The organism is Bacillus sp. GZB (genome assembly GCF_001975995.1).
Taxonomy (GTDB): domain Bacteria; phylum Bacillota; class Bacilli; order Bacillales; family Bacillaceae; genus Bacillus; species Bacillus velezensis.
On the sequence record NZ_MTQG01000017.1, the window covers coordinates 176,533 to 194,176 of the forward strand.

Here is a 17,644-nt window from a genome sequence, read left to right on the forward strand (position 1 = left end):
ACTGTGAAAGATTTGTTTTCAGATGATTTGAAAAAAACAGGCAGGTTTGTGTCAGATTCTGTCTCAGGCTCTAAAACGTGATAAAATAAAATTTGAAAGAACAGGTGAAAAGTATGCTGCATTTGATCATCATGATGCTGGAAAGAGTCGGAATTATCGTCATATTGGGATTTGTTCTGGCTCATACCAGATTGTTCAGACAGGCGCTCCAGCAGCCTGAGAGCTATAAAGGCAAAGCGGTGCTGATTTCAATTTTCTCGCTGTTCAGTATCATCAGCAACTATACGGGAATAGAAATCCAGCGGAATACAATCATGAATAATGACTGGGTGTTTCAAATTAATCCGTCCGGTTCAATTGCCAATACAAGAATTATGGGCGTTGAAATCGGCGGACTCTTAGGCGGCCCGTATGTGGGGATCGGCGTCGGCATACTGGCCGGCCTGCATCGTCTATCACTCGGCGGCGCGACCGCAGTCAGCTGTGCCGTCTCATCCGTTTTAGCGGGCATTTTGTCCGGCTGGATCGGACGGTATTTCAGAAAACGCTATGCGATGCCGACACCGCGGGTGGCCGCGCTTGTCGGACTCGGGATGGAATCACTGCAAATGCTGCTCATCCTCTTGATGGCCAAGCCGTTTTCTGATGCTTGGACGCTTGTGAGCATCATCGGCATCCCGATGATATTGGTAAACGGGTCAGGGACTTTTATTTTTCTTTCGATCATTCAGTCGATTATCCGGAAGGAAGAACGGGCGAGAGCCCTTGAAACCCATAGGGTGCTGATGATTGCCGATCAGACGCTTCCGTTTTTCCGCCAGGGGCTGAATGAAAGCTCATGCAAAAGCGTCGCCGCCATCATTCACAGGCAAACAGGAACGGACGCGGTATCGCTTACGGATAACGAAAAGATTTTGGCGCACGTCGGCGCGGGTGCCGACCATCATATTCCGTCTGAAAGCCTGATCACCGGATTGTCAAAGCGCGTCATTAAAACGGGTCATATTATGAAAGCGACATCAAAGGAAGAAATTGAATGTACGCACGATCCTTGTCCGCTGCATGCGGCGATTGTATTGCCGCTGACGTCAAACGGCAAAACGATCGGGACGCTGAAAATGTACTTTAAAAGCCCGTCAGGTTTAAGCCGGGTTGAAGAAGAGCTTGCAGAAGGACTCGCCATGCTGTTTTCCACCCAGCTTGAACTCGGCGAGGCGGAACTGCAGAGCAAATTGCTGAAAGACGCAGAAATAAAGGCGCTTCAGGCACAGGTCAATCCGCATTTTCTGTTTAATGCGATCAATACGATTTCTGCTCTTTGCCGTACGGATGTGGAAAAAACCCGAAAGCTTCTGCTGCAGCTCAGCGTCTATTTCCGTTCCAATCTGCAGGGGGCAAGGCAGCTGCTCATCCCGCTTTCTAAAGAACTAAACCATCTGCAGGCATATTTATCATTGGAGCAGGCCCGTTTTCCCGGGAAATATAAAATCAGCCTTGAAATCGAACGCGGTTTGGAGGACATCGAAATTCCTCCTTTTGTGCTGCAGATCCTCGTCGAAAATGCGCTCCGCCATGCATTTTCAAGAAAGCAGGACAGCTGTGCCGTCAATGTCAGCGTGGTATCCGCCGGTCAATCGGTTTTAATGCGGGTTGGAGATAACGGGCGGGGAATTGATCCGGAATTGCTGTCCGTGCTCGGAAACCGTCCGCTCCCGTCTAAAGAAGGGACGGGAACCGCGCTTTACAATTTAAATCAGCGGCTGATCGGGCTGTTCGGCCCCAAAGCAGCCCTGCGATTGGAAAGTGAGGCCGGCAAAGGTACGGACGTATCATTTGAGCTGCCTTTGAAACTGATGACTAAAGGAGAAGAACATGCTGAAGGTGTTAATCGTTGATGATGAAATGCTGGCAAGAGATGAATTAGCTTATTTGCTGAAACGGACGAATGAAGTAAGTGACATAAACGAAGCTGAAAATATTGAATCCGCTTTTGACAGTATGATGGATCAAAAACCGGATCTGCTGTTTTTGGACGTTGATTTGTCAGGAGAAAACGGATTTGACATTGCCAAACGGCTGAAAAACATGAAAAATCCGCCGGCTGTCGTTTTTGCGACGGCGTATGACCAATTTGCTTTAAAAGCCTTTGAAGTCGACGCGCTCGATTATTTAACGAAGCCTTTTGATGAAGAAAGAGTGCGCCAGACGATCAGAAAGTTTAAAAGAGTGAAGCAGGACAGGGCAGGCGCCGTCTCAGAGCAGCCGTCCGCAGCCGGAGCGCATAAACTGGCTGTATCAGCCGGTGAATCTATTGTCATTTTAGATACGAAGGACATTATTTTCGCCGGCATGGAAGACGGGCACGTTTCCGTCAAAACGTTTGCCGCGTCTTATTCCGTTCATGAAACTTTGGCTGTCATTGAGAAAAAACTGCCTGAGACGGGTTTCTTGAGAGTGCACCGCGCGTTCATCGTGAATACGGAGCATATTACGGAAATTCATCCTTGGTTTAATTCGACGTACAATCTTATCTTAAAAGACGGCTCTAAAATTCCCGTCAGCCGTACATACGCCAAGGACTTAAAAAAGCTGCTTCATATTATATGAGGCGGCTTTTGCATTTCAGCAGCCGTTTTTTGCATTTCAGAATGAATATTCAGCCGTTTATTATGAAAGCGCTTTAAAAATCGATTTCTCTTTTATAATGGACCTAACAAAGAGAAAGAGGTGAAGAAAATGAGTGCGAAAAAAGTGTACGGATTTCTGACACAAGCATTTATTTTTGCCGTAATTATGCTCATATCTAATGGGATTGCAGCGATTGTCCCCATTCCTATACCCGCTTCCGTAGTAGGTTTGGTGTTATTATTTGTCCTCTTATGTCTGAAAGTGATTAAGCTTGAACAAGTAGAAACGCTGGGAACATCATTAACGTCACTGATCGGATTTTTATTTGTCCCGTCGGGCATCTCCGTGATGAATTCACTTGGCGTCATGCAGCAGTACGGCGTGCAGATCGCACTCGTCATCTTACTCGCCACCATCATTCTGTTAGGGGCGACGGGCCTTTTTTCTCAGCTGATCTTGTCTGTCAGCCAAAAACGTCAGAAGACTGCTCCTGAAAAACAAACGGTGCGCCGTTCCAATCAGGAAAAAGAACTTGTGCAGCATTAGGAGGGAAATCGGATGAGTCCATATTTCGGTATTGTCGTTTCACTTGCGGCCTTTGGCATCGGCACGTATTTATTTAAAAAAACGAGAGGCTTTTTCCTCTTCACCCCGCTGTTTGTCGCGATGGTGCTTGGAATCCTTTTTCTGAAGCTCGGCGGTTTTTCATATGAAGATTATAAAAACGGAGGAGACATTATTAAATTCTTCCTGGAGCCCGCGACGATCGCTTTTGCCATCCCTTTATACAAACAGCGTGACAAACTGAAAAAATATTGGTGGCAGATCATGTCTTCTATCATTGTCGGCTCTATCTGCTCAGTCACGATTGTCTATTTGATCGCAAAAGGCATTCATCTTGACGCGGCCGTTATGAAAAGCATGCTTCCGCAGGCGGCGACAACGGCAATTGCCCTTCCGCTGTCAAAAGGGATCGGCGGCATCACCGACATCACCGCTTTCGCCGTTATTTTCAACGCCGTTATCGTCTATGCTCTGGGCGCTCTATTCTTAAAACTGTTTAAAGTAAAGCATCCAATCTCTAAGGGACTGGCTCTCGGCACATCAGGACACGCACTCGGTGTTGCGGTCGGTATTGAGATGGGGGAAGTAGAAGCGGCAATGGCAAGTATCGCGGTTGTCGTCGTAGGAGTGGTGACGGTGCTGGTCATTCCGGTATTCGTTCAGCTCATCGGAGGATAAACCCGGGTCATAGACCCGGGTTTTTTATTGTCCGGCAGCATCTGCGGGCGGCAAAGTACGAAATTTCACATTTTTCCTTGCGCTCACCCCGGCATCGTGTTAAAATGAAAAAGTTGATCCGGAGAAGTCATTCTTGACTAATGATCCGGTATTGTGTAGAATAGTTATTGAATTGAATATAAATCACAAGCAGAGGCACCCGCTTCTCACCTGATTGACACATTCATGTAGTTGGCAGGTTGACCGTACATTTTTATTTATGCAGATGTTCGTAGTGTGGGTGTGTTGTCATGCCCGCACTTTTTGTTTGCCTGCAGAATGCAGTCAAAAAGCGTTGTGAATCAATTCGAAGAAACTATGGAGGTGGCTCATTATTAGCAAAGATCAATTGGTTAATGAGGGTATCCGTGCACGTGAAGTTCGTCTGATCGGACAAAATGGCGATCAGCTCGGCATCAAGTCCCGTCAGGAAGCACTTGAAATCGCCGGCCGCGCAAATCTTGACCTTGTGTTAGTTGCAGCAAATGCAAAACCGCCTGTCTGCCGCATCATGGACTACGGTAAGTTCAGATTCGAGCAGCAGAAAAAGGACAAAGAAGCACGCAAAAATCAAAAAATCATTAACTTAAAAGAAGTTAGATTAAGTCCGACGATCGATGAGCATGACTTTAACACGAAATTGCGCAATGCGATTAAATTCCTTGAAAAAGGCGATAAAGTGAAAGCTTCTATCCGCTTTAAAGGGCGCGCAATCACTCATAAAGAAATCGGCCAGCGCGTATTGGACCGTTTCTCTGAAGCATGTGCGGAAGTTGCGACAGTCGAAACAAAACCAAAAATGGACGGCCGCAGCATGTTCTTAATGCTCGCGCCGAAAAACGAAAAGCAATAAGGAGGAAATCCCATGCCAAAAATGAAAACTCACCGCGGATCTGCTAAACGTTTTAAAAAGACAGGTTCTGGGAAGTTAAAACGTTCTCATGCATATACAAGTCACTTATTCGCCAACAAATCCCAAAAGCAAAAGCGTAAGCTTCGCAAGGGTGCTATTGTAAGCGCAGGAGACTTCAAACGTATCAAACAACAGCTTGCTAACATCAAGTAATCGGACAAGGAACAATTAGGAGGGAAATATAATGCCAAGAGTAAAAGGCGGAACTGTGTCGCGTCAGCGTCGTAAAAAGGTTCTTAAATTAGCAAAAGGTTATTTCGGTTCAAAACATAGATTATACAAAGTAGCAAACCAGCAGGTCATGAAATCAGGAAACTATGCATTCCGTGACCGCCGTCAGAAAAAACGTGATTTCCGTAAGCTTTGGATCACTCGTATCAACGCTGCTGCACGTATGAACGGTCTTTCTTACAGCCGTTTAATGCACGGTCTTAAGCTTTCAGGCATCGAAGTAAACCGCAAAATGCTTGCTGATCTTGCTGTAAACGATCTTACTGCTTTCAATCAGCTTGCTGATGCTGCTAAAGCTCAGTTAGACAAGTAAGTTGAAAAAGCCGCTCTCTTTCCGGGAGCGGTTTTTTTACGTAAAGGGTGACAATCAATGGCTCTCTTCATTTACGCCGTATTGATAAACGGATACGGCTTTTGGATCATGGGCGCTGATAAAAGAAGAGCAAAGGCGCACCGGTGGAGAATATCAGAGAAACGAATATGGCTCACAGCCGCCATGTTCGGCTCACTCGGCGTATGGATCGGCATGCGCACCTTCAGGCATAAGACGAAACACAAATCCTTTTTATACGGGGTGCCGCTGCTTTTTCTCACTGAAGCCGCCCTTGTGCTGATGTATTTGATGTATAAAACATAAAAAGCAGGAGAGCTTATCGCTCGCCTGCTTTTTTCGCTTTTTTGATGGGCTGGTCCCAATCAATCTTGCAATTCGGATACCGCTCCAATACCTTTTTTTCGACTTCTTCAAAATCACCTGCAGAAAAGCGGTTCAGCTTTTCCGGATTTTCGGTCCATACAAATATTGTATGGATAAACAGCGGATGATCTTTGGAAGGGATATGCTTTTCTCCTTCAAAGAGCACCCCTTTATAAGTAAGCTGGAGATTTTTTCGCGTGTTTTTCTGTTCGTCAATAAAATAAAAATTCTCTTTTGATTGTGCCAGTCTGAGCCTTCTTTTCGGGTTTGCGTAGAATTTGATGCACATGTAAATAAAATAAATAAGAAGTGCAAGCAAGACAATCCTCAATACTGTAATGGCCATATGTGTGAAGGCACCTCCTCACCTTTGTCATGATCTGATGTAATACGAAAAACAAAACAAAAGGTTTCATTTTTTTAAAAGAAATAGATAAAAACATTTACCCGTTTTTCAGGCGAATTAATCGTATGCTTCAGCAATGGTTTTGTATAATAAGAAGGGTAGTGAAAAAAAGGAGGTTTATTGATGACAAAATTAGATGAAACGCTCACCATGCTGAAAGCGTTAACGGATGCAAAGGGGATACCGGGAAATGAGAGAGAAGTAAGACAAGTGATGAAATCATACATAGAACCATTTGCCGATGATGTCACAACAGACCGGCTGGGAAGCTTAATCGCCAAAAAAACCGGCAAAGAAAACGGTCCGAAAATCATGATCTCAGGGCATTTAGACGAAGTCGGTTTTATGGTGACGCAAATCACTGATAAAGGCTTTCTCCGCTTTCAAACCGTCGGCGGCTGGTGGTCTCAGGTCATGCTGGCCCAGCGCGTTACCGTCGTGACAAAAAAAGGGGACATCACGGGGATCATCGGTTCGAAACCGCCTCACATTCTGCCTCCTGACGCCAGAAAAAAAGCCGCCGATATTAAAGAGATGTTCATCGATATCGGGGCGTCCAGCCGTGAAGAAGCAATGGAATGGGGCGTTCTTCCGGGTGACCAGATTGTGCCGTATTTTGAATTTACAGTGATGAACAATGAAAAGCATTTATTGGCGAAAGCATGGGACAACCGTATCGGCTGTGCGATTGCCATCGATGTATTAAAAAATCTGAAAAACAGTGATCACCCCAATGAAGTATACGGGGTCGGAACCGTTCAAGAAGAAGTCGGGCTGCGCGGGGCGAAAACAGCGGCACATACGATCCAGCCTGATATCGCGTTCGGTGTGGATGTCGGAATTGCCGGAGATACACCGGGAATTTCTGAAAAAGAGGCGCAAAGCAAAATCGGCGAAGGGCCGCAAATTATTCTGTATGACGCATCAATGGTATCTCACAAAGGGCTGCGCGACCTTGTCGTGAACACGGCGGAAGAAGCGGGAATTCCGTATCAGTTCGATTCCATTGCCGGAGGGGGCACGGATTCAGGTTCCATTCATTTAACCGCAAACGGAGTGCCGGCGCTGTCCATTACGATCGCGACGCGCTACATTCACACTCATGCCGCTATTTTGCATCGGGATGATTATGAGAATACGGTAAAATTGATCACAGAAGTGATTAAAAAATTAGACCGGGAAACGGTTGACCGTATTACTTATCAATAAAGATACGGAAGAATCTGCTTTTTTAAGCAGATTCTTTTTTTTGTCTGTACAAATATGAACCCTGCGTCTACAATAAGAGAAGACATAGAAAAATCTGACAACATGTTTTTGAAAGCGCTTTAAAAAAGGGAGGGTTTACAAATGAAAAACAGATTCAGACGCATGATCCGCTTTTCGTGCGCAGCCGTTACAGCCGGGCTGCTGCTGATGTCTTCATCTCCGGCATCTGCCGCGTTTTGGGGGGCATCAAATGAATTGCTTCACGATCCGACAATGGCGAAGGAAGGAAACACGTGGTACGCTTTCGGAACCGGTTTGGAAGGGGAGAGGGGGCTTCGCGTCTTAAAGGCGGGCAGCGGCGGCGTATGGACCGTTCAGAAATCAATCTTTACTTCTCCGCTGTCATGGTGGGGCAATTATGTGCCGAATTACGGGCTGAATCAATGGGCCCCCGATGTTCAATATTTTAACGGAAAGTATTGGCTGTATTATGCCGTTTCTTCATTCGGCAAAAATACCTCCGCGATCGGCCTTGCATCATCTACAAGCCTCAGTTCGGGAAACTGGAAGGACGAAGGGCTCGTCATCCGTTCAACAAGCGCCAATAACTACAATGCAATTGATCCGGAGCTGACAATTGATAAAGACGGAAACCCTTGGCTTGCCTTCGGTTCTTTTTGGAGCGGCATTAAGCTGACAAAGCTTGATAAAAATACAATGAAACCGACGGGATCACTTTATTCCATCGCTGCCAGACCGAATAACGGCGGAGCTTTGGAAGCGCCGGCGATCACCTACCAGAACGGCTACTATTACTTAATGGTGTCGTTTGATAAATGCTGTTCAGGCGTGAATAGTACGTACAAAATCGCTTATGGAAGAAGCAAAAGCATCACCGGCCCATATCTCGATAAAAGCGGGAAAAGCATGTCAGAAGGAGGAGGGACGATTCTTGACTCCGGCAATGACCGTTGGAAAGGCCCGGGCGGTCAAGACATTGTGAACGGGAATATTTTAGTGCGTCATGCGTATGATGCCGAAAACAGCGGAATTCCGAAGATGCTCATCAATGATATCGATTGGAGTTCAGGCTGGCCTTCCTATTAATTGATCAGCCGGGCATGTGTGTCCGGCTTTTTTACTTGCAATAAAAGATTGACAGTTTGATTCCTCCTTAACTATAATAAAATTGTTCGTACAAATAAAAGGATTAAAGTTTTGTAGTTTATATTCATACGTATATTTTTTAAAAAAATGCAAGCGCTTTATTTTGATGGGAAGGGGAAATGAATGTGCTTCAGAACAAAGAATATGAATTTTGGTTTGTAACGGGAAGCCAGCACTTATACGGAGAGGAAACGCTGCAGCTTGTCGATAAACACGCAAAGGGAATATGTGACGGCCTCAGCGGGGTGTCATCAAGATACAAGATCAGGCATAAACCGGTTGTCACGTCATCTGAAACAATCAGAGAGGTTTTGCGGGAAGCGCAGTATCAAGAAAACTGTGCCGGGGTCGTGATGTGGATGCATACATTTTCCCCTGCGAAAATGTGGATTGAAGGTCTTTCCGCTTTTCAAAAGCCGATGCTTCATCTGCATACCCAGTATCATCGCGACATCCCGTGGGAAACGATTGATATGGACTTTATGAACAGCAACCAATCCGCTCACGGAGACCGGGAATACGGATATATCCAGTCAAGAATGGGGCAGACGAGAAAAGTCATCGCAGGCTATTGGGATGATGAGGAAGTCAAACATGACATTTCGCAATGGATGAACACGGCTGCCGCTTGGAATGAAAGCAGGAATATTAAAGTAGCCCGGTTCGGCGATAATATGCGGAATGTGGCGGTTACTGACGGAGACAAAGTCGGCGCCCACATTCAATTCGGCTGGCAGGTTGACGGGTACGGAATCGGCGATCTTACCGAGGTGATGAACAACGTCACCGACGCAGAAATTGAGGCGCTTTATGAGGAATACGACAACTTGTATGTCATCAGCGACGAAACAAAACGGGATGAAGCAAAAGTTGCTTCCATTAAAGAACAGGCGAAAATTGAACTCGGATTAACGGCCTTTCTCGAACGGGGCGGATATACAGCGTTTTCGACCTCGTTTGAAGTTTTGCACGGAATGAAGCAGCTTCCGGGTCTTGCCGTTCAGCGTCTCATGGAAAAAGGGTACGGATTTGCCGGCGAAGGCGATTGGAAAACGGCTGCCCTTGTGCGAATGATGAAAATAATGGCGGACGGAGAACAAACCTCCTTCATGGAAGATTATACGTACCATTTTGAACCGGGGCGTGCGATGATTCTCGGATCACATATGCTTGAAGTATGTCCGACGATCGCCCTTGATCAGCCGAAAATCGAAGTCCATCCTCTCTCAATCGGAGGGAAGGAAGATCCGGCCCGGTTGGTCTTTAACGGAATCGGCGGTTCAGCCATCATCGCCAGCATCATTGATATCGGCGGGCGATTCCGTCTCATTCTGAATGAAGCGGAAGGCAGGGAAATTGATCATGATATGCCGAATCTCCCTGTGGCGCGGGTGCTGTGGAAGCCGGAGCCATCGCTGAAAACAGCTGCGGAAGCATGGATTTTGGCGGGAGGCGCCCATCATACCTGTATGTCCTTCCGGCTTACGGCTGAACAGATGCTTGACTGGGCTGAGATGGCAGGCATTGAAAGCATCTTTATTTCCCGCAATACCGAAATACATGAGCTGAAAAAAGAGCTGAAATGGAATGACGCATTATACCGGCTGGGAGGGAATTAATATGGCGTATACGATTGGTGTTGATTTCGGCACATTGTCCGGCCGGGCGGTGCTTGTCAATGTCCGCACGGGCGAAGAAATCGCGTCTGCGGTAAAAGAATATACTCATGCCGTCATCGACCGCACGCTGCCGAAGACGGGTGAAAAACTTCCTCGGGACTGGGCGCTTCAGCATCCTGCCGATTATATCGAAGTTCTGGAAACGGCGATTCCGAACCTGCTTGAGCAGGCGGGCGCTGATCCAAAAGACGTGATCGGCATAGGAATTGATTTTACCGCCTGCACGATTTTGCCGATAGACGGCGCGGGGCAGCCGCTTTGTATGCTTCAGGAATTTGAACGGGAGCCCCACAGTTATGTGAAGCTGTGGAAGCATCATGCGGCTCAAAAACATGCAGACCGTTTGAACACGATTGCCGAAGACACAAATGAAACATTCCTTAAAAGATACGGCGGTAAAATTTCTTCCGAATGGATGATCCCGAAAATCATGCAAATCGCGGAAGAAGCGCCGCATATATACGAGGCGGCAGATCAGATTGTGGAAGCGGCAGACTGGATCGTCTATCAATTGTGCGGTTCATTGAAGCGAAGCAACTGCACGGCCGGCTACAAAGCAATCTGGAATGAGGAGACGGGGTATCCGCCGGATCATTTTTTCGAAAGGCTCAACCCGTTAATGAAAACGATTACAAAGGATAAATTAAGCGGCTCCATTTATTCAGTCGGGGAAAAAGCAGGAGGTTTGACCGAAAAAATGGCGGAGCTGACCGGGCTTCTGCCGGGGACGGCCGTTGCCGTCGCCAATGTCGACGCTCACGTGTCAGTGCCCGCGGTCGGTATTACAGAGCCGGGGAAAATGCTGATGATCATGGGAACGTCTACCTGCCATGTGCTGCTCGGCGACGAAGAACATATCGTCCCCGGTATGTGCGGGGTCGTCAATAACGGCATCTTGCCCGGATATGCGGGATATGAAGCGGGACAGTCCTGTGTCGGCGACCACTTTGAATGGTTCGTCAAAACGTGTGTTCCGAGAGACTATGAGAAGGAAGCTGAGGATAAACACATAGACATTCACGAGCTGCTCAGCAAAAAAGCAGCTGAACTTGTTCCGGGGGAAAGCGGTCTTCTCGCGCTTGACTGGTGGAACGGAAACCGGTCAACCTTGGTGGACGCAGATTTGACGGGCATGATGCTTGGCATGACGTTGCACACGAAGCCGGAAGAAATCTACAGGGCATTGATTGAAGCGACGGCGTTCGGAACGAGGATGATTATCGAAACGTTCCGGGAAAACGGCGTTCCGGTCGAAGAGCTTTACGCAGCCGGAGGAATCGCCGAAAAAAATCCGTTTGTCATGCAGATTTATGCAGACGTCACAAATATGGATATTAAATTATCCGGGTCTCCGCAGGCGCCTGCACTGGGCTCCGCGATTTTCGGAGCGCTCGCCGCGGGACGGGAAAACGGGGGATTCTCCAATATTGCTGAAGCATGTGCGCATATGGGGAAATTAAAAGACGGCTTTTATGCCCCGAACCGGGAAAGAGCTGAGATTTATGACAGCTTATATGCGGAATATAAAGAGCTCGTACACTACTTCGGCAAAGAAAACAATGTTATGAAACGCCTGAAAGCCATTAAAAACCGTGATTTTGTGAAAGGGGAGAGCCGCCATGCTTGAAGCGTTAAAAGAAGAAGTGCTCGCCGCCAACCTGAAGCTTGAGGAACATAACCTTGTCACGTTTACATGGGGGAATGTCAGCGGCATTGACAGAGAGAGCGGGAGAATCGTCATTAAACCGAGCGGTGTCGATTACAGTGAGCTGACCGCTGACAAACTGGTCGTCCTGAATGAGGACGGAGACATTCTCGAAGGCTCGCTGAAACCGTCTTCTGACACGCCGACCCATCTTTATCTGTATAAAGCGTTTCCGGCTATCGGCGGAATCGTTCATACGCACTCCCGCTGGGCGACGAGCTGGGCACAGTCCGGAAGAGACATACCCGCTCTCGGAACGACTCACGCGGATTACTTTGAAAGCGCTATACCCTGCACGAGGGAAATGTATGAAGAAGAAATTGTGAAAGATTACGAATATCATACAGGCAAAGTCATAGCCGAAACCTTTCAAAACGAACCGTATGAACAAAATCCGGGTGTCCTCGTCCACAGCCACGGCCCGTTCTGCTGGGGAACGGACGCGCTGAATGCCCTGCATAACGCCGTTGTGCTCGAAACGGTAGCGGAAATGGCCTACCATTCGCTTATGCTGAACAAACAGCTCAGTCCGATCGACAGAGTGCTGCATGATAAGCATTTTTACAGAAAACACGGGGCGAATGCTTATTATGGCCAAACTTGACGCGGCCGGGTTTCTGATTGATTTAGACGGAACCGTATTCAGGGGGCGGGAGCTGATTGACTGCGCAAAAGAAGCCGTTCATACCCTTCAGTCACTGGGCAAAGCCGTTGTCTTTTTAAGCAACCGCGGCAATCTATCAAGAGCAATGTGCCGAAAGAAACTGCTGGGTGCCGGTATCCGCACGGATGAACGGAACATCGTGCTGTCCTCCAGTGTGACGGCATCATTTTTAAAGAAGCATTATCCTATGTCAAAGGTGTGGGTGTTAGGGGAAAAAGGGCTGACTGATGAACTCGCTTTAGCGGGTGTCGCCCTGGCGAAAAAACCGCAGGCAGCCGACTGGCTTGTCATCTCCCTGCATGAAACCGTCACCTACGAAGATCTGAATCTCGCTTTTAAGGCGGCTTCCTCCGGCGCGCGCATCATCGCCACGAACCGGGACCGCTCCTTTCCGAATGAAGGCGGCCATGCCATGGACGTCGCGGGAATGATCGGGGCCATTGAAGCATCCGCCGGAGCAAAAACGGAGCTTGTCATCGGCAAACCGTCTTGGCTGATGGCTGAGGCGGCATGTGAAGCGCTTGGACTTCCCCCTGAGGAATGCGCCATTATCGGAGACAGCCTCGAATCTGATATCGCAATGGGCAGGCTGTACGGAATGAAAAGCGTATTGGTTCTGACGGGGTCGGTCAAACTTGGGGAGCCCCGTCTATATGAACCTGACATCGTCCTTGATTCTATTAAAGACCTGACAGGATTAGCGAAGGAGGGAATCCTTTTATGAAACGTTCTCCTGAGGACATTCAATCCGAGTTTGACAAGGAAGGGGCCAGCCGCTCACCGATTCAAATAGAAGATATCGTGATCGGGGCGAATGCAAAAGAAGAGCTTCTCAGATTTCTGCAAAAAAAATGCTGGAATCATCCGGTCATCGTCTGTGACCGGAACACGTACGAGGCGGCGGGACGTCTGCTTGCGGACGAATTGAGGGCAGGCGGGATCAAAGCGTCAAAAGTCATCATTCCGGAGCATGAAGCCGGGGCCGCCGCGGCTGATGAGAGGACATTGGTCTATACGCTGATCAATCTCGCGGAAGAGACGGATGTCATCATTGCGGCCGGTTCAGGAACGATTCACGACATTACGCGGTTTGCCGCCTGCCAGCGCGGATTGCCGTTTATCTCATTCCCCACCGCTCCGTCAGTCGATGGTTTTACATCGGCGGGAGCGCCGCTCATATTAAACGGAATCAAAACGACGATTCAAACGAAAGCGCCGATCGCCTTATTTGCCGATACGAATGTATTAAAAGAAGCGCCCCGTTCAATGACAGCTGCGGGCTTCGGAGACATGATCGGAAAAATAACATCGCTGGCAGATTGGGAGATTTCCCGCAGGCTTGCGGGTGAGCCGTACTCAGAAGCCGGGGCGAAGCATGTGAAAGACGCGCTTTGGCAGTGCATTGATCACCGCGCTGACATTGCCATGGGAACGGAGGCCGGCATTCAGATACTGATGGAAGCGCTGATCGTTTCGGGTCTTGTCATGCTTGCGCTTGACCACTCCCGCCCCGCCTCAGGAGGAGAACATCACATCTCGCATTGGATTGAGATGGAAATGCTGAAGGCAAAACAGCCTCCGATTCTCCACGGTGCGAAGGTCGGCTGTGCGTGCGCGGTGTTGAGTGATATTTACAAAGAACTGGCTTGTCACGAAAAGCTTGCTGAACTGCCGCCGCACTTTCGCGAGGCGATTCATTCTGCATATGAAGGGCTTCCCGACGGCAAGACAATTGCCGGGTGGCTCGCATCTGCGGGAGGTCCCGCCTGTTTCGATGAGATCGGTGTGGAAAAGGAGCTTGTCAGCGATGCGCTTAAGCATGCGCACACATTGCGGGACCGTTATACCGGTTTAACCATCATAAATGAAAATGCAGCGCTCTTTGCACATCATTTGCATCTATAGCCGCACGGCCTAAAGTGGAAGGGGTAATGACATGAAAAAAACGACCGCTGTATGTTTGGTGCTGATGATGCTCTTCGTGTTTACCGCCGGCTGTTCACAAGAACGGACTGCCGGCCGGCCGGGAGAAACGGAGCTGACGTTTTGGACGTTTAACGGTCTGCACGAACAGTTTTATCAGGAAATGGTCAAAGAATGGAATCAGAAATATCCGGAGCGCAAAATCAAGCTGAATACCGTTGTTTATCCTTATGGACAAATGCATGATAATTTATCGGTTTCGCTGATCGCGGGTGAGGGGCTTCCCGATATAGCCGACGTGGAATTAAGCCGGTTCTCGAACTTTCTGAAGGGGAAGGATATCCCGCTTGCCGATCTGACGCCGCTGATTGAAAAAGACCGCGATAAGTTTGTGGAAGCGCGTCTGGCCTTATACAGCAAAAACGGAAAATTGTACGGCCTTGATACACATGTGGGGACGACCGGCATGTTTTACAACATGGATATCATGAAAAAAGCGGGCGTTGATCCCGCCTCCATTAAGACTTGGGAAGATTACCGGCGGGCAGGGAAAAAAGTGCGTGAAGCCGCGGGGAAACCGATGGGAACGGTTGAAACAAACGACTCCGCCACATTCCTATCCATGATTTCGCAGCAAGGGTCAGGCTACTACAGCAAAAACGGAAAATTGATTCTGAACAGCAAGACGAATACAGACACACTGAATTATGTAAAGGACATGGTAAATGATAAAACCCTTCTGCCGGCTCCCGGCGGCGGCCATCACAGCGAAGAATACTACGGTTTTATGAATCAGGGCGGGGCAGCCTCAGTGCTGATGCCTATTTGGTACATGGGACGGTTTATCGATTATATGCCTGATTTAAAAGGGAAAATGGCGATTTACCCTATGCCGGCCTGGAAAGAAGGCGGTGACAGATCAGCGGGTTTAGGCGGAACAGCCACCGTCGTGCCGAAGCAGGCTGAACATCTGAATCTCGCGAAAGAATTTCTCGGTTTTGCGAAAGGTTCAAAGGAAGGGAACATAAAGCTTTGGACGGTGCTCGGCTTTGACCCGCTCCGCTGGGACGTGTGGGATTCAAAAGAATTGAAGGAGAAAAACAAGTACACGGATTTCTTCCGGAACGGTACGTCAATTTTTTCCTCGCTCCTTGAAATAAAAGATGAGATCAATCCGATTTATCTGCATGAAGACTTCTCTAAAGCGGCTGATCTTGTTGTCAGACAAGTGCTGTTCGATGCGTTGAAGACGCAGGAAAAAACACCTAAGGAAGCCTTGGACGAGGCGGCAGAGCAATTAGAGAAATAGGAGAAGCCGCCCTATTTAACAGTGAAAGCGGGGGAGCTTTTATGAGACCTGTAAAGACAGAGACAGCGCAAACCGTTTCTGCAGTCCGGGAGAAGCCGCGCCGGCGCAATGTGCTGTATTCAAAAAAAGCGGCGCCTTATCTTTTTACGGCGCCATTTATCATTTCGTTTCTCGTTTTCTTTTTGTATCCGATTATCAGCGTGTTTATCATGAGCTTTCAGCGGATACTGCCGGGAGAAGTTACATTTGTCGGGTTTTCCAATTATACCGCTCTTCTTAATCCAACCTTTTACACCGCACTGTTTAACACATTGGAATATACCTTCTGGACGCTGATCGTGCTGATTCCAGTGCCGCTTCTTTTGGCGGTGATTCTGAATTCGAAGCTCGTCAGGTTCAGAAATGTATTTAAATCGGCTCTGTTTGTACCGGCTTTAACATCGACGATCGTAGCGGGGATTATTTTCCGTCTGATGTTCGGAGAAATGAATACGTCGCTTGCAAACGAGCTGATGATGAAGCTTGGCGCATCACCCCAAAACTGGCTCAACAACAAAGGTACCGGCATGTTTTTAATGGTGCTGCTTGCGTCATGGAGGTGGATGGGCATTAACATTCTATACTTTCTGGCCGGATTGCAAAACGTGCCGAAAGAATTGTATGAAGCGGCTGAAATTGACGGGGCGAGTACGTGGAAAAAGTTCCGTCATATTACCCTTCCATTTTTAAAGCCGGTGTCCGTTTATGTGTTAACGATCAGTATTATCGGCGGTTTCAGAATGTTTGAGGAAAGCTATGTGCTTTGGCAGAATAATTCCCCGGGCAATATCGGCCTCACACTTGTCGGTTATTTATATCAGCAGGGGCTTGCATACAACGAAATGGGGTACGGGGCCGCAATCGGAATTGTCCTTTTGCTTGTCATCCTACTAGTCAGCCTTGTTTCTCTGAAACTGTCCGGTTCGTTTAAAGGGGAGGGATAAGCGTTGCGTAACAATCACATGTTTTCCGTGTACAGAGTTGCGTTTACCTTGTTTTTTATCATGCTGAGCCTGTTGTATATCTTTCCGATGATCTGTCTATTGCTCGGTTCTTTAAAGCCGTCATCTGAGCTGATGCGCATCGGGCTGAATCTGCGTCTTGATCCGGATGTGATGAGCCTTGATAACTACACCTATTTGTTCAACGGGGGGAGCATTTATTTCAAATGGTTTTTTAACAGCCTGCTGCTCGGCGTTCTTACCACGGTTCTCACGCTGTTTTTTTCCTCTTTGATCGGCTACGGACTCGGTGTCTATGAATTTAAAGGCAGAAATATTATTTTCGTTCTTGTGCTGATCATTATGATGGTGCCTCTTGAAGTGATGATGCTTCCGTTGTTCAAATTGACGGTGGGTCTTCATTTGATCGATTCCTATACGGGAGTGATTCTGCCGTTTATTGTGTCGCCTGTCGCCGTGTTCTTTTTCCGGCAATATGCGCTCGGACTTCCGAAGGATCTGCTTGATTCAGCGAGAATGGACGGCTGCACCGAATTCGGCATTTTTTTCAGAATTATGGCGCCGCTCATGAAACCGGCATTCGGGGCAATGATCATTCTTCAATCTTTAAACAGCTGGAATAACTTTTTATGGCCGCTGATCGTGCTTCGGTCGAAAGAAATGTTTACGCTTCCAATCGGACTTTCAGGGCTGCTGAGTCCGTACGGCAACAACTATGACATGCTGATTTCCGGGTCCGTTTTTGCGATACTGCCGGTGATCATCATATTCTTGTTTTTCCAAAAATACTTCATTTCCGGCCTCACAGTAGGCGGAGTGAAGGGATAGAGA

19 protein-coding genes and 1 other annotated feature are annotated in these 17,644 nt (G+C 47.9%); of the genes, 18 read left to right on the forward strand and 1 reads right to left on the reverse strand.

The features are described 5' to 3' along the window. The first annotated feature begins 113 nt into the window (after positions 1–113). The 8 genes from BXO87_RS11895 (at position 114) to BXO87_RS11930 (ending at position 5,690) form a co-directional block, all read left to right on the forward strand. Positions 114–1,895, forward strand: coding sequence for a sensor histidine kinase (locus BXO87_RS11895; RefSeq protein WP_007408090.1), 1,782 nt, complete (start codon positions 114–116; stop codon positions 1,893–1,895). Beyond that, entirely contained in the window at positions 1,873–2,607 is a 735-nt protein-coding gene (locus tag BXO87_RS11900; protein ID WP_007613024.1) for a LytR/AlgR family response regulator transcription factor, read from the forward strand. Before BXO87_RS11895 ends, BXO87_RS11900 begins: the two co-directional genes overlap by 23 nt. A 129-nt stretch (positions 2,608–2,736) precedes the next feature. Continuing rightward, on the forward strand, positions 2,737–3,174 hold the full coding sequence (gene lrgA, locus BXO87_RS11905; protein WP_007613022.1) for an antiholin-like murein hydrolase modulator LrgA: 438 nt from the start codon (positions 2,737–2,739) through the stop codon (positions 3,172–3,174). A gap of 12 nt (positions 3,175–3,186) precedes the next feature. Further along, positions 3,187–3,870 carry an antiholin-like protein LrgB gene (gene lrgB / locus BXO87_RS11910; protein ID WP_007613020.1) on the forward strand — a complete coding sequence of 228 codons (684 nt, stop codon included), beginning with the start codon at positions 3,187–3,189 and terminating at the stop codon, positions 3,868–3,870. A gap of 181 nt (positions 3,871–4,051) precedes the next feature. Next, positions 4,052–4,182: a sequence feature (ribosomal protein L20 leader region), on the forward strand. Between the two features lie 58 nt (positions 4,183–4,240). Then, a complete protein-coding gene (gene infC / locus BXO87_RS11915; protein ID WP_071543361.1) occupies positions 4,241–4,762 on the forward strand; it encodes a translation initiation factor IF-3 in 522 nt (173 codons plus the stop codon). Positions 4,763–4,774: 12 nt separating this feature from the next. Further along, complete coding sequence (gene rpmI, locus BXO87_RS11920; protein ID WP_003152493.1) at positions 4,775–4,975, forward strand: 50S ribosomal protein L35; 201 nt, start codon at positions 4,775–4,777, stop codon at positions 4,973–4,975. 31 nt (positions 4,976–5,006) lie between these two features. Beyond that, complete coding sequence (gene rplT, locus BXO87_RS11925) at positions 5,007–5,366, forward strand: 50S ribosomal protein L20 (RefSeq protein ID WP_007613019.1); 360 nt, start codon at positions 5,007–5,009, stop codon at positions 5,364–5,366. A 57-nt stretch (positions 5,367–5,423) separates the two neighbouring features. After that, complete coding sequence (locus tag BXO87_RS11930) at positions 5,424–5,690, forward strand: DUF1294 domain-containing protein (protein WP_007613018.1); 267 nt, start codon at positions 5,424–5,426, stop codon at positions 5,688–5,690. A 13-nt stretch (positions 5,691–5,703) separates the two neighbouring features. On the opposite strand, the gene BXO87_RS11935 is transcribed toward BXO87_RS11930, so the two are convergent. Then, positions 5,704–6,096 carry a hypothetical protein gene (locus BXO87_RS11935; RefSeq protein ID WP_038459448.1) on the reverse strand — a complete coding sequence of 131 codons (393 nt, stop codon included), beginning with the start codon at positions 6,094–6,096 and terminating at the stop codon, positions 5,704–5,706. 183 nt (positions 6,097–6,279) lie between these two features. On the opposite strand from BXO87_RS11935, the gene BXO87_RS11940 reads away from it, so the two are divergent. From BXO87_RS11940 to araQ, 10 genes are all read left to right on the forward strand, one after another. Then, positions 6,280–7,365 carry a M42 family metallopeptidase gene (locus tag BXO87_RS11940; protein ID WP_007408096.1) on the forward strand — a complete coding sequence of 362 codons (1,086 nt, stop codon included), beginning with the start codon at positions 6,280–6,282 and terminating at the stop codon, positions 7,363–7,365. A 141-nt stretch (positions 7,366–7,506) separates the two neighbouring features. Next, the gene (abnA, locus tag BXO87_RS11945) at positions 7,507–8,472 is read left to right on the forward strand and encodes an arabinan endo-1,5-alpha-L-arabinosidase AbnA (protein WP_015387871.1); all 966 of its coding nucleotides are present in this window, start codon (positions 7,507–7,509) and stop codon (positions 8,470–8,472) included. 185 nt (positions 8,473–8,657) lie between these two features. Continuing rightward, positions 8,658–10,151 carry an L-arabinose isomerase gene (gene araA, locus BXO87_RS11950; RefSeq protein ID WP_038459446.1) on the forward strand — a complete coding sequence of 498 codons (1,494 nt, stop codon included), beginning with the start codon at positions 8,658–8,660 and terminating at the stop codon, positions 10,149–10,151. A gap of 1 nt (position 10,152) precedes the next feature. Further along, positions 10,153–11,838: a ribulokinase gene (gene araB, locus BXO87_RS11955; protein WP_038459444.1), complete on the forward strand. Its 1,686-nt coding sequence runs from the start codon at positions 10,153–10,155 to the stop codon at positions 11,836–11,838. Then, on the forward strand, positions 11,831–12,520 hold the full coding sequence (araD, locus tag BXO87_RS11960) for an L-ribulose-5-phosphate 4-epimerase (RefSeq protein WP_003152509.1): 690 nt from the start codon (positions 11,831–11,833) through the stop codon (positions 12,518–12,520). The genes araB and araD overlap by 8 nt, the downstream gene beginning before the upstream one ends. After that, the gene (locus BXO87_RS11965; protein ID WP_373692065.1) at positions 12,498–13,304 is read left to right on the forward strand and encodes an HAD-IIA family hydrolase; all 807 of its coding nucleotides are present in this window, start codon (positions 12,498–12,500) and stop codon (positions 13,302–13,304) included. Before araD ends, BXO87_RS11965 begins: the two co-directional genes overlap by 23 nt. Then, positions 13,301–14,485 (forward strand): sn-glycerol-1-phosphate dehydrogenase, encoded by a 1,185-nt coding sequence (locus BXO87_RS11970; protein WP_038459439.1) that lies wholly within the window; start codon positions 13,301–13,303, stop codon positions 14,483–14,485. Before BXO87_RS11965 ends, BXO87_RS11970 begins: the two co-directional genes overlap by 4 nt. 31 nt (positions 14,486–14,516) lie before the next feature. After that, positions 14,517–15,812: an arabinooligosaccharides ABC transporter substrate-binding protein AraN gene (gene araN / locus BXO87_RS11975; protein ID WP_038459437.1), complete on the forward strand. Its 1,296-nt coding sequence runs from the start codon at positions 14,517–14,519 to the stop codon at positions 15,810–15,812. Between the two features lie 41 nt (positions 15,813–15,853). Beyond that, entirely contained in the window at positions 15,854–16,795 is a 942-nt protein-coding gene (araP, locus tag BXO87_RS11980) for an arabinooligosaccharides ABC transporter permease AraP (protein ID WP_038459435.1), read from the forward strand. 18 nt (positions 16,796–16,813) lie between these two features. Next, entirely contained in the window at positions 16,814–17,641 is an 828-nt protein-coding gene (gene araQ / locus BXO87_RS11985; protein WP_007612991.1) for an arabinooligosaccharides ABC transporter permease AraQ, read from the forward strand. Positions 17,642–17,644 lie beyond the last annotated feature (3 nt).

Coding starts and splice junctions, on each gene's coding strand:
- BXO87_RS11935 (WP_038459448.1), bottom strand. CDS start 6,096: ATGGCCATTACAGTATTGAGGATTGTCTTGCTTGCACTTCTTATTTAT.
- araN (WP_038459437.1), top strand. CDS start 14,517: ATGAAAAAAACGACCGCTGTATGTTTGGTGCTGATGATGCTCTTCGTG.
- rplT (WP_007613019.1), top strand. CDS start 5,007: ATGCCAAGAGTAAAAGGCGGAACTGTGTCGCGTCAGCGTCGTAAAAAG.
- lrgB (WP_007613020.1), top strand. CDS start 3,187: ATGAGTCCATATTTCGGTATTGTCGTTTCACTTGCGGCCTTTGGCATC.
- BXO87_RS11900 (WP_007613024.1), top strand. CDS start 1,873: ATGCTGAAGGTGTTAATCGTTGATGATGAAATGCTGGCAAGAGATGAA.
- BXO87_RS11965 (WP_373692065.1), top strand. CDS start 12,498: ATGCTTATTATGGCCAAACTTGACGCGGCCGGGTTTCTGATTGATTTA.
- lrgA (WP_007613022.1), top strand. CDS start 2,737: ATGAGTGCGAAAAAAGTGTACGGATTTCTGACACAAGCATTTATTTTT.
- araQ (WP_007612991.1), top strand. CDS start 16,814: ATGTTTTCCGTGTACAGAGTTGCGTTTACCTTGTTTTTTATCATGCTG.
- BXO87_RS11930 (WP_007613018.1), top strand. CDS start 5,424: ATGGCTCTCTTCATTTACGCCGTATTGATAAACGGATACGGCTTTTGG.
- araD (WP_003152509.1), top strand. CDS start 11,831: ATGCTTGAAGCGTTAAAAGAAGAAGTGCTCGCCGCCAACCTGAAGCTT.
- abnA (WP_015387871.1), top strand. CDS start 7,507: ATGAAAAACAGATTCAGACGCATGATCCGCTTTTCGTGCGCAGCCGTT.
- BXO87_RS11895 (WP_007408090.1), top strand. CDS start 114: ATGCTGCATTTGATCATCATGATGCTGGAAAGAGTCGGAATTATCGTC.
- rpmI (WP_003152493.1), top strand. CDS start 4,775: ATGCCAAAAATGAAAACTCACCGCGGATCTGCTAAACGTTTTAAAAAG.
- araP (WP_038459435.1), top strand. CDS start 15,854: ATGAGACCTGTAAAGACAGAGACAGCGCAAACCGTTTCTGCAGTCCGG.
- BXO87_RS11940 (WP_007408096.1), top strand. CDS start 6,280: ATGACAAAATTAGATGAAACGCTCACCATGCTGAAAGCGTTAACGGAT.
- araB (WP_038459444.1), top strand. CDS start 10,153: ATGGCGTATACGATTGGTGTTGATTTCGGCACATTGTCCGGCCGGGCG.
- BXO87_RS11970 (WP_038459439.1), top strand. CDS start 13,301: ATGAAACGTTCTCCTGAGGACATTCAATCCGAGTTTGACAAGGAAGGG.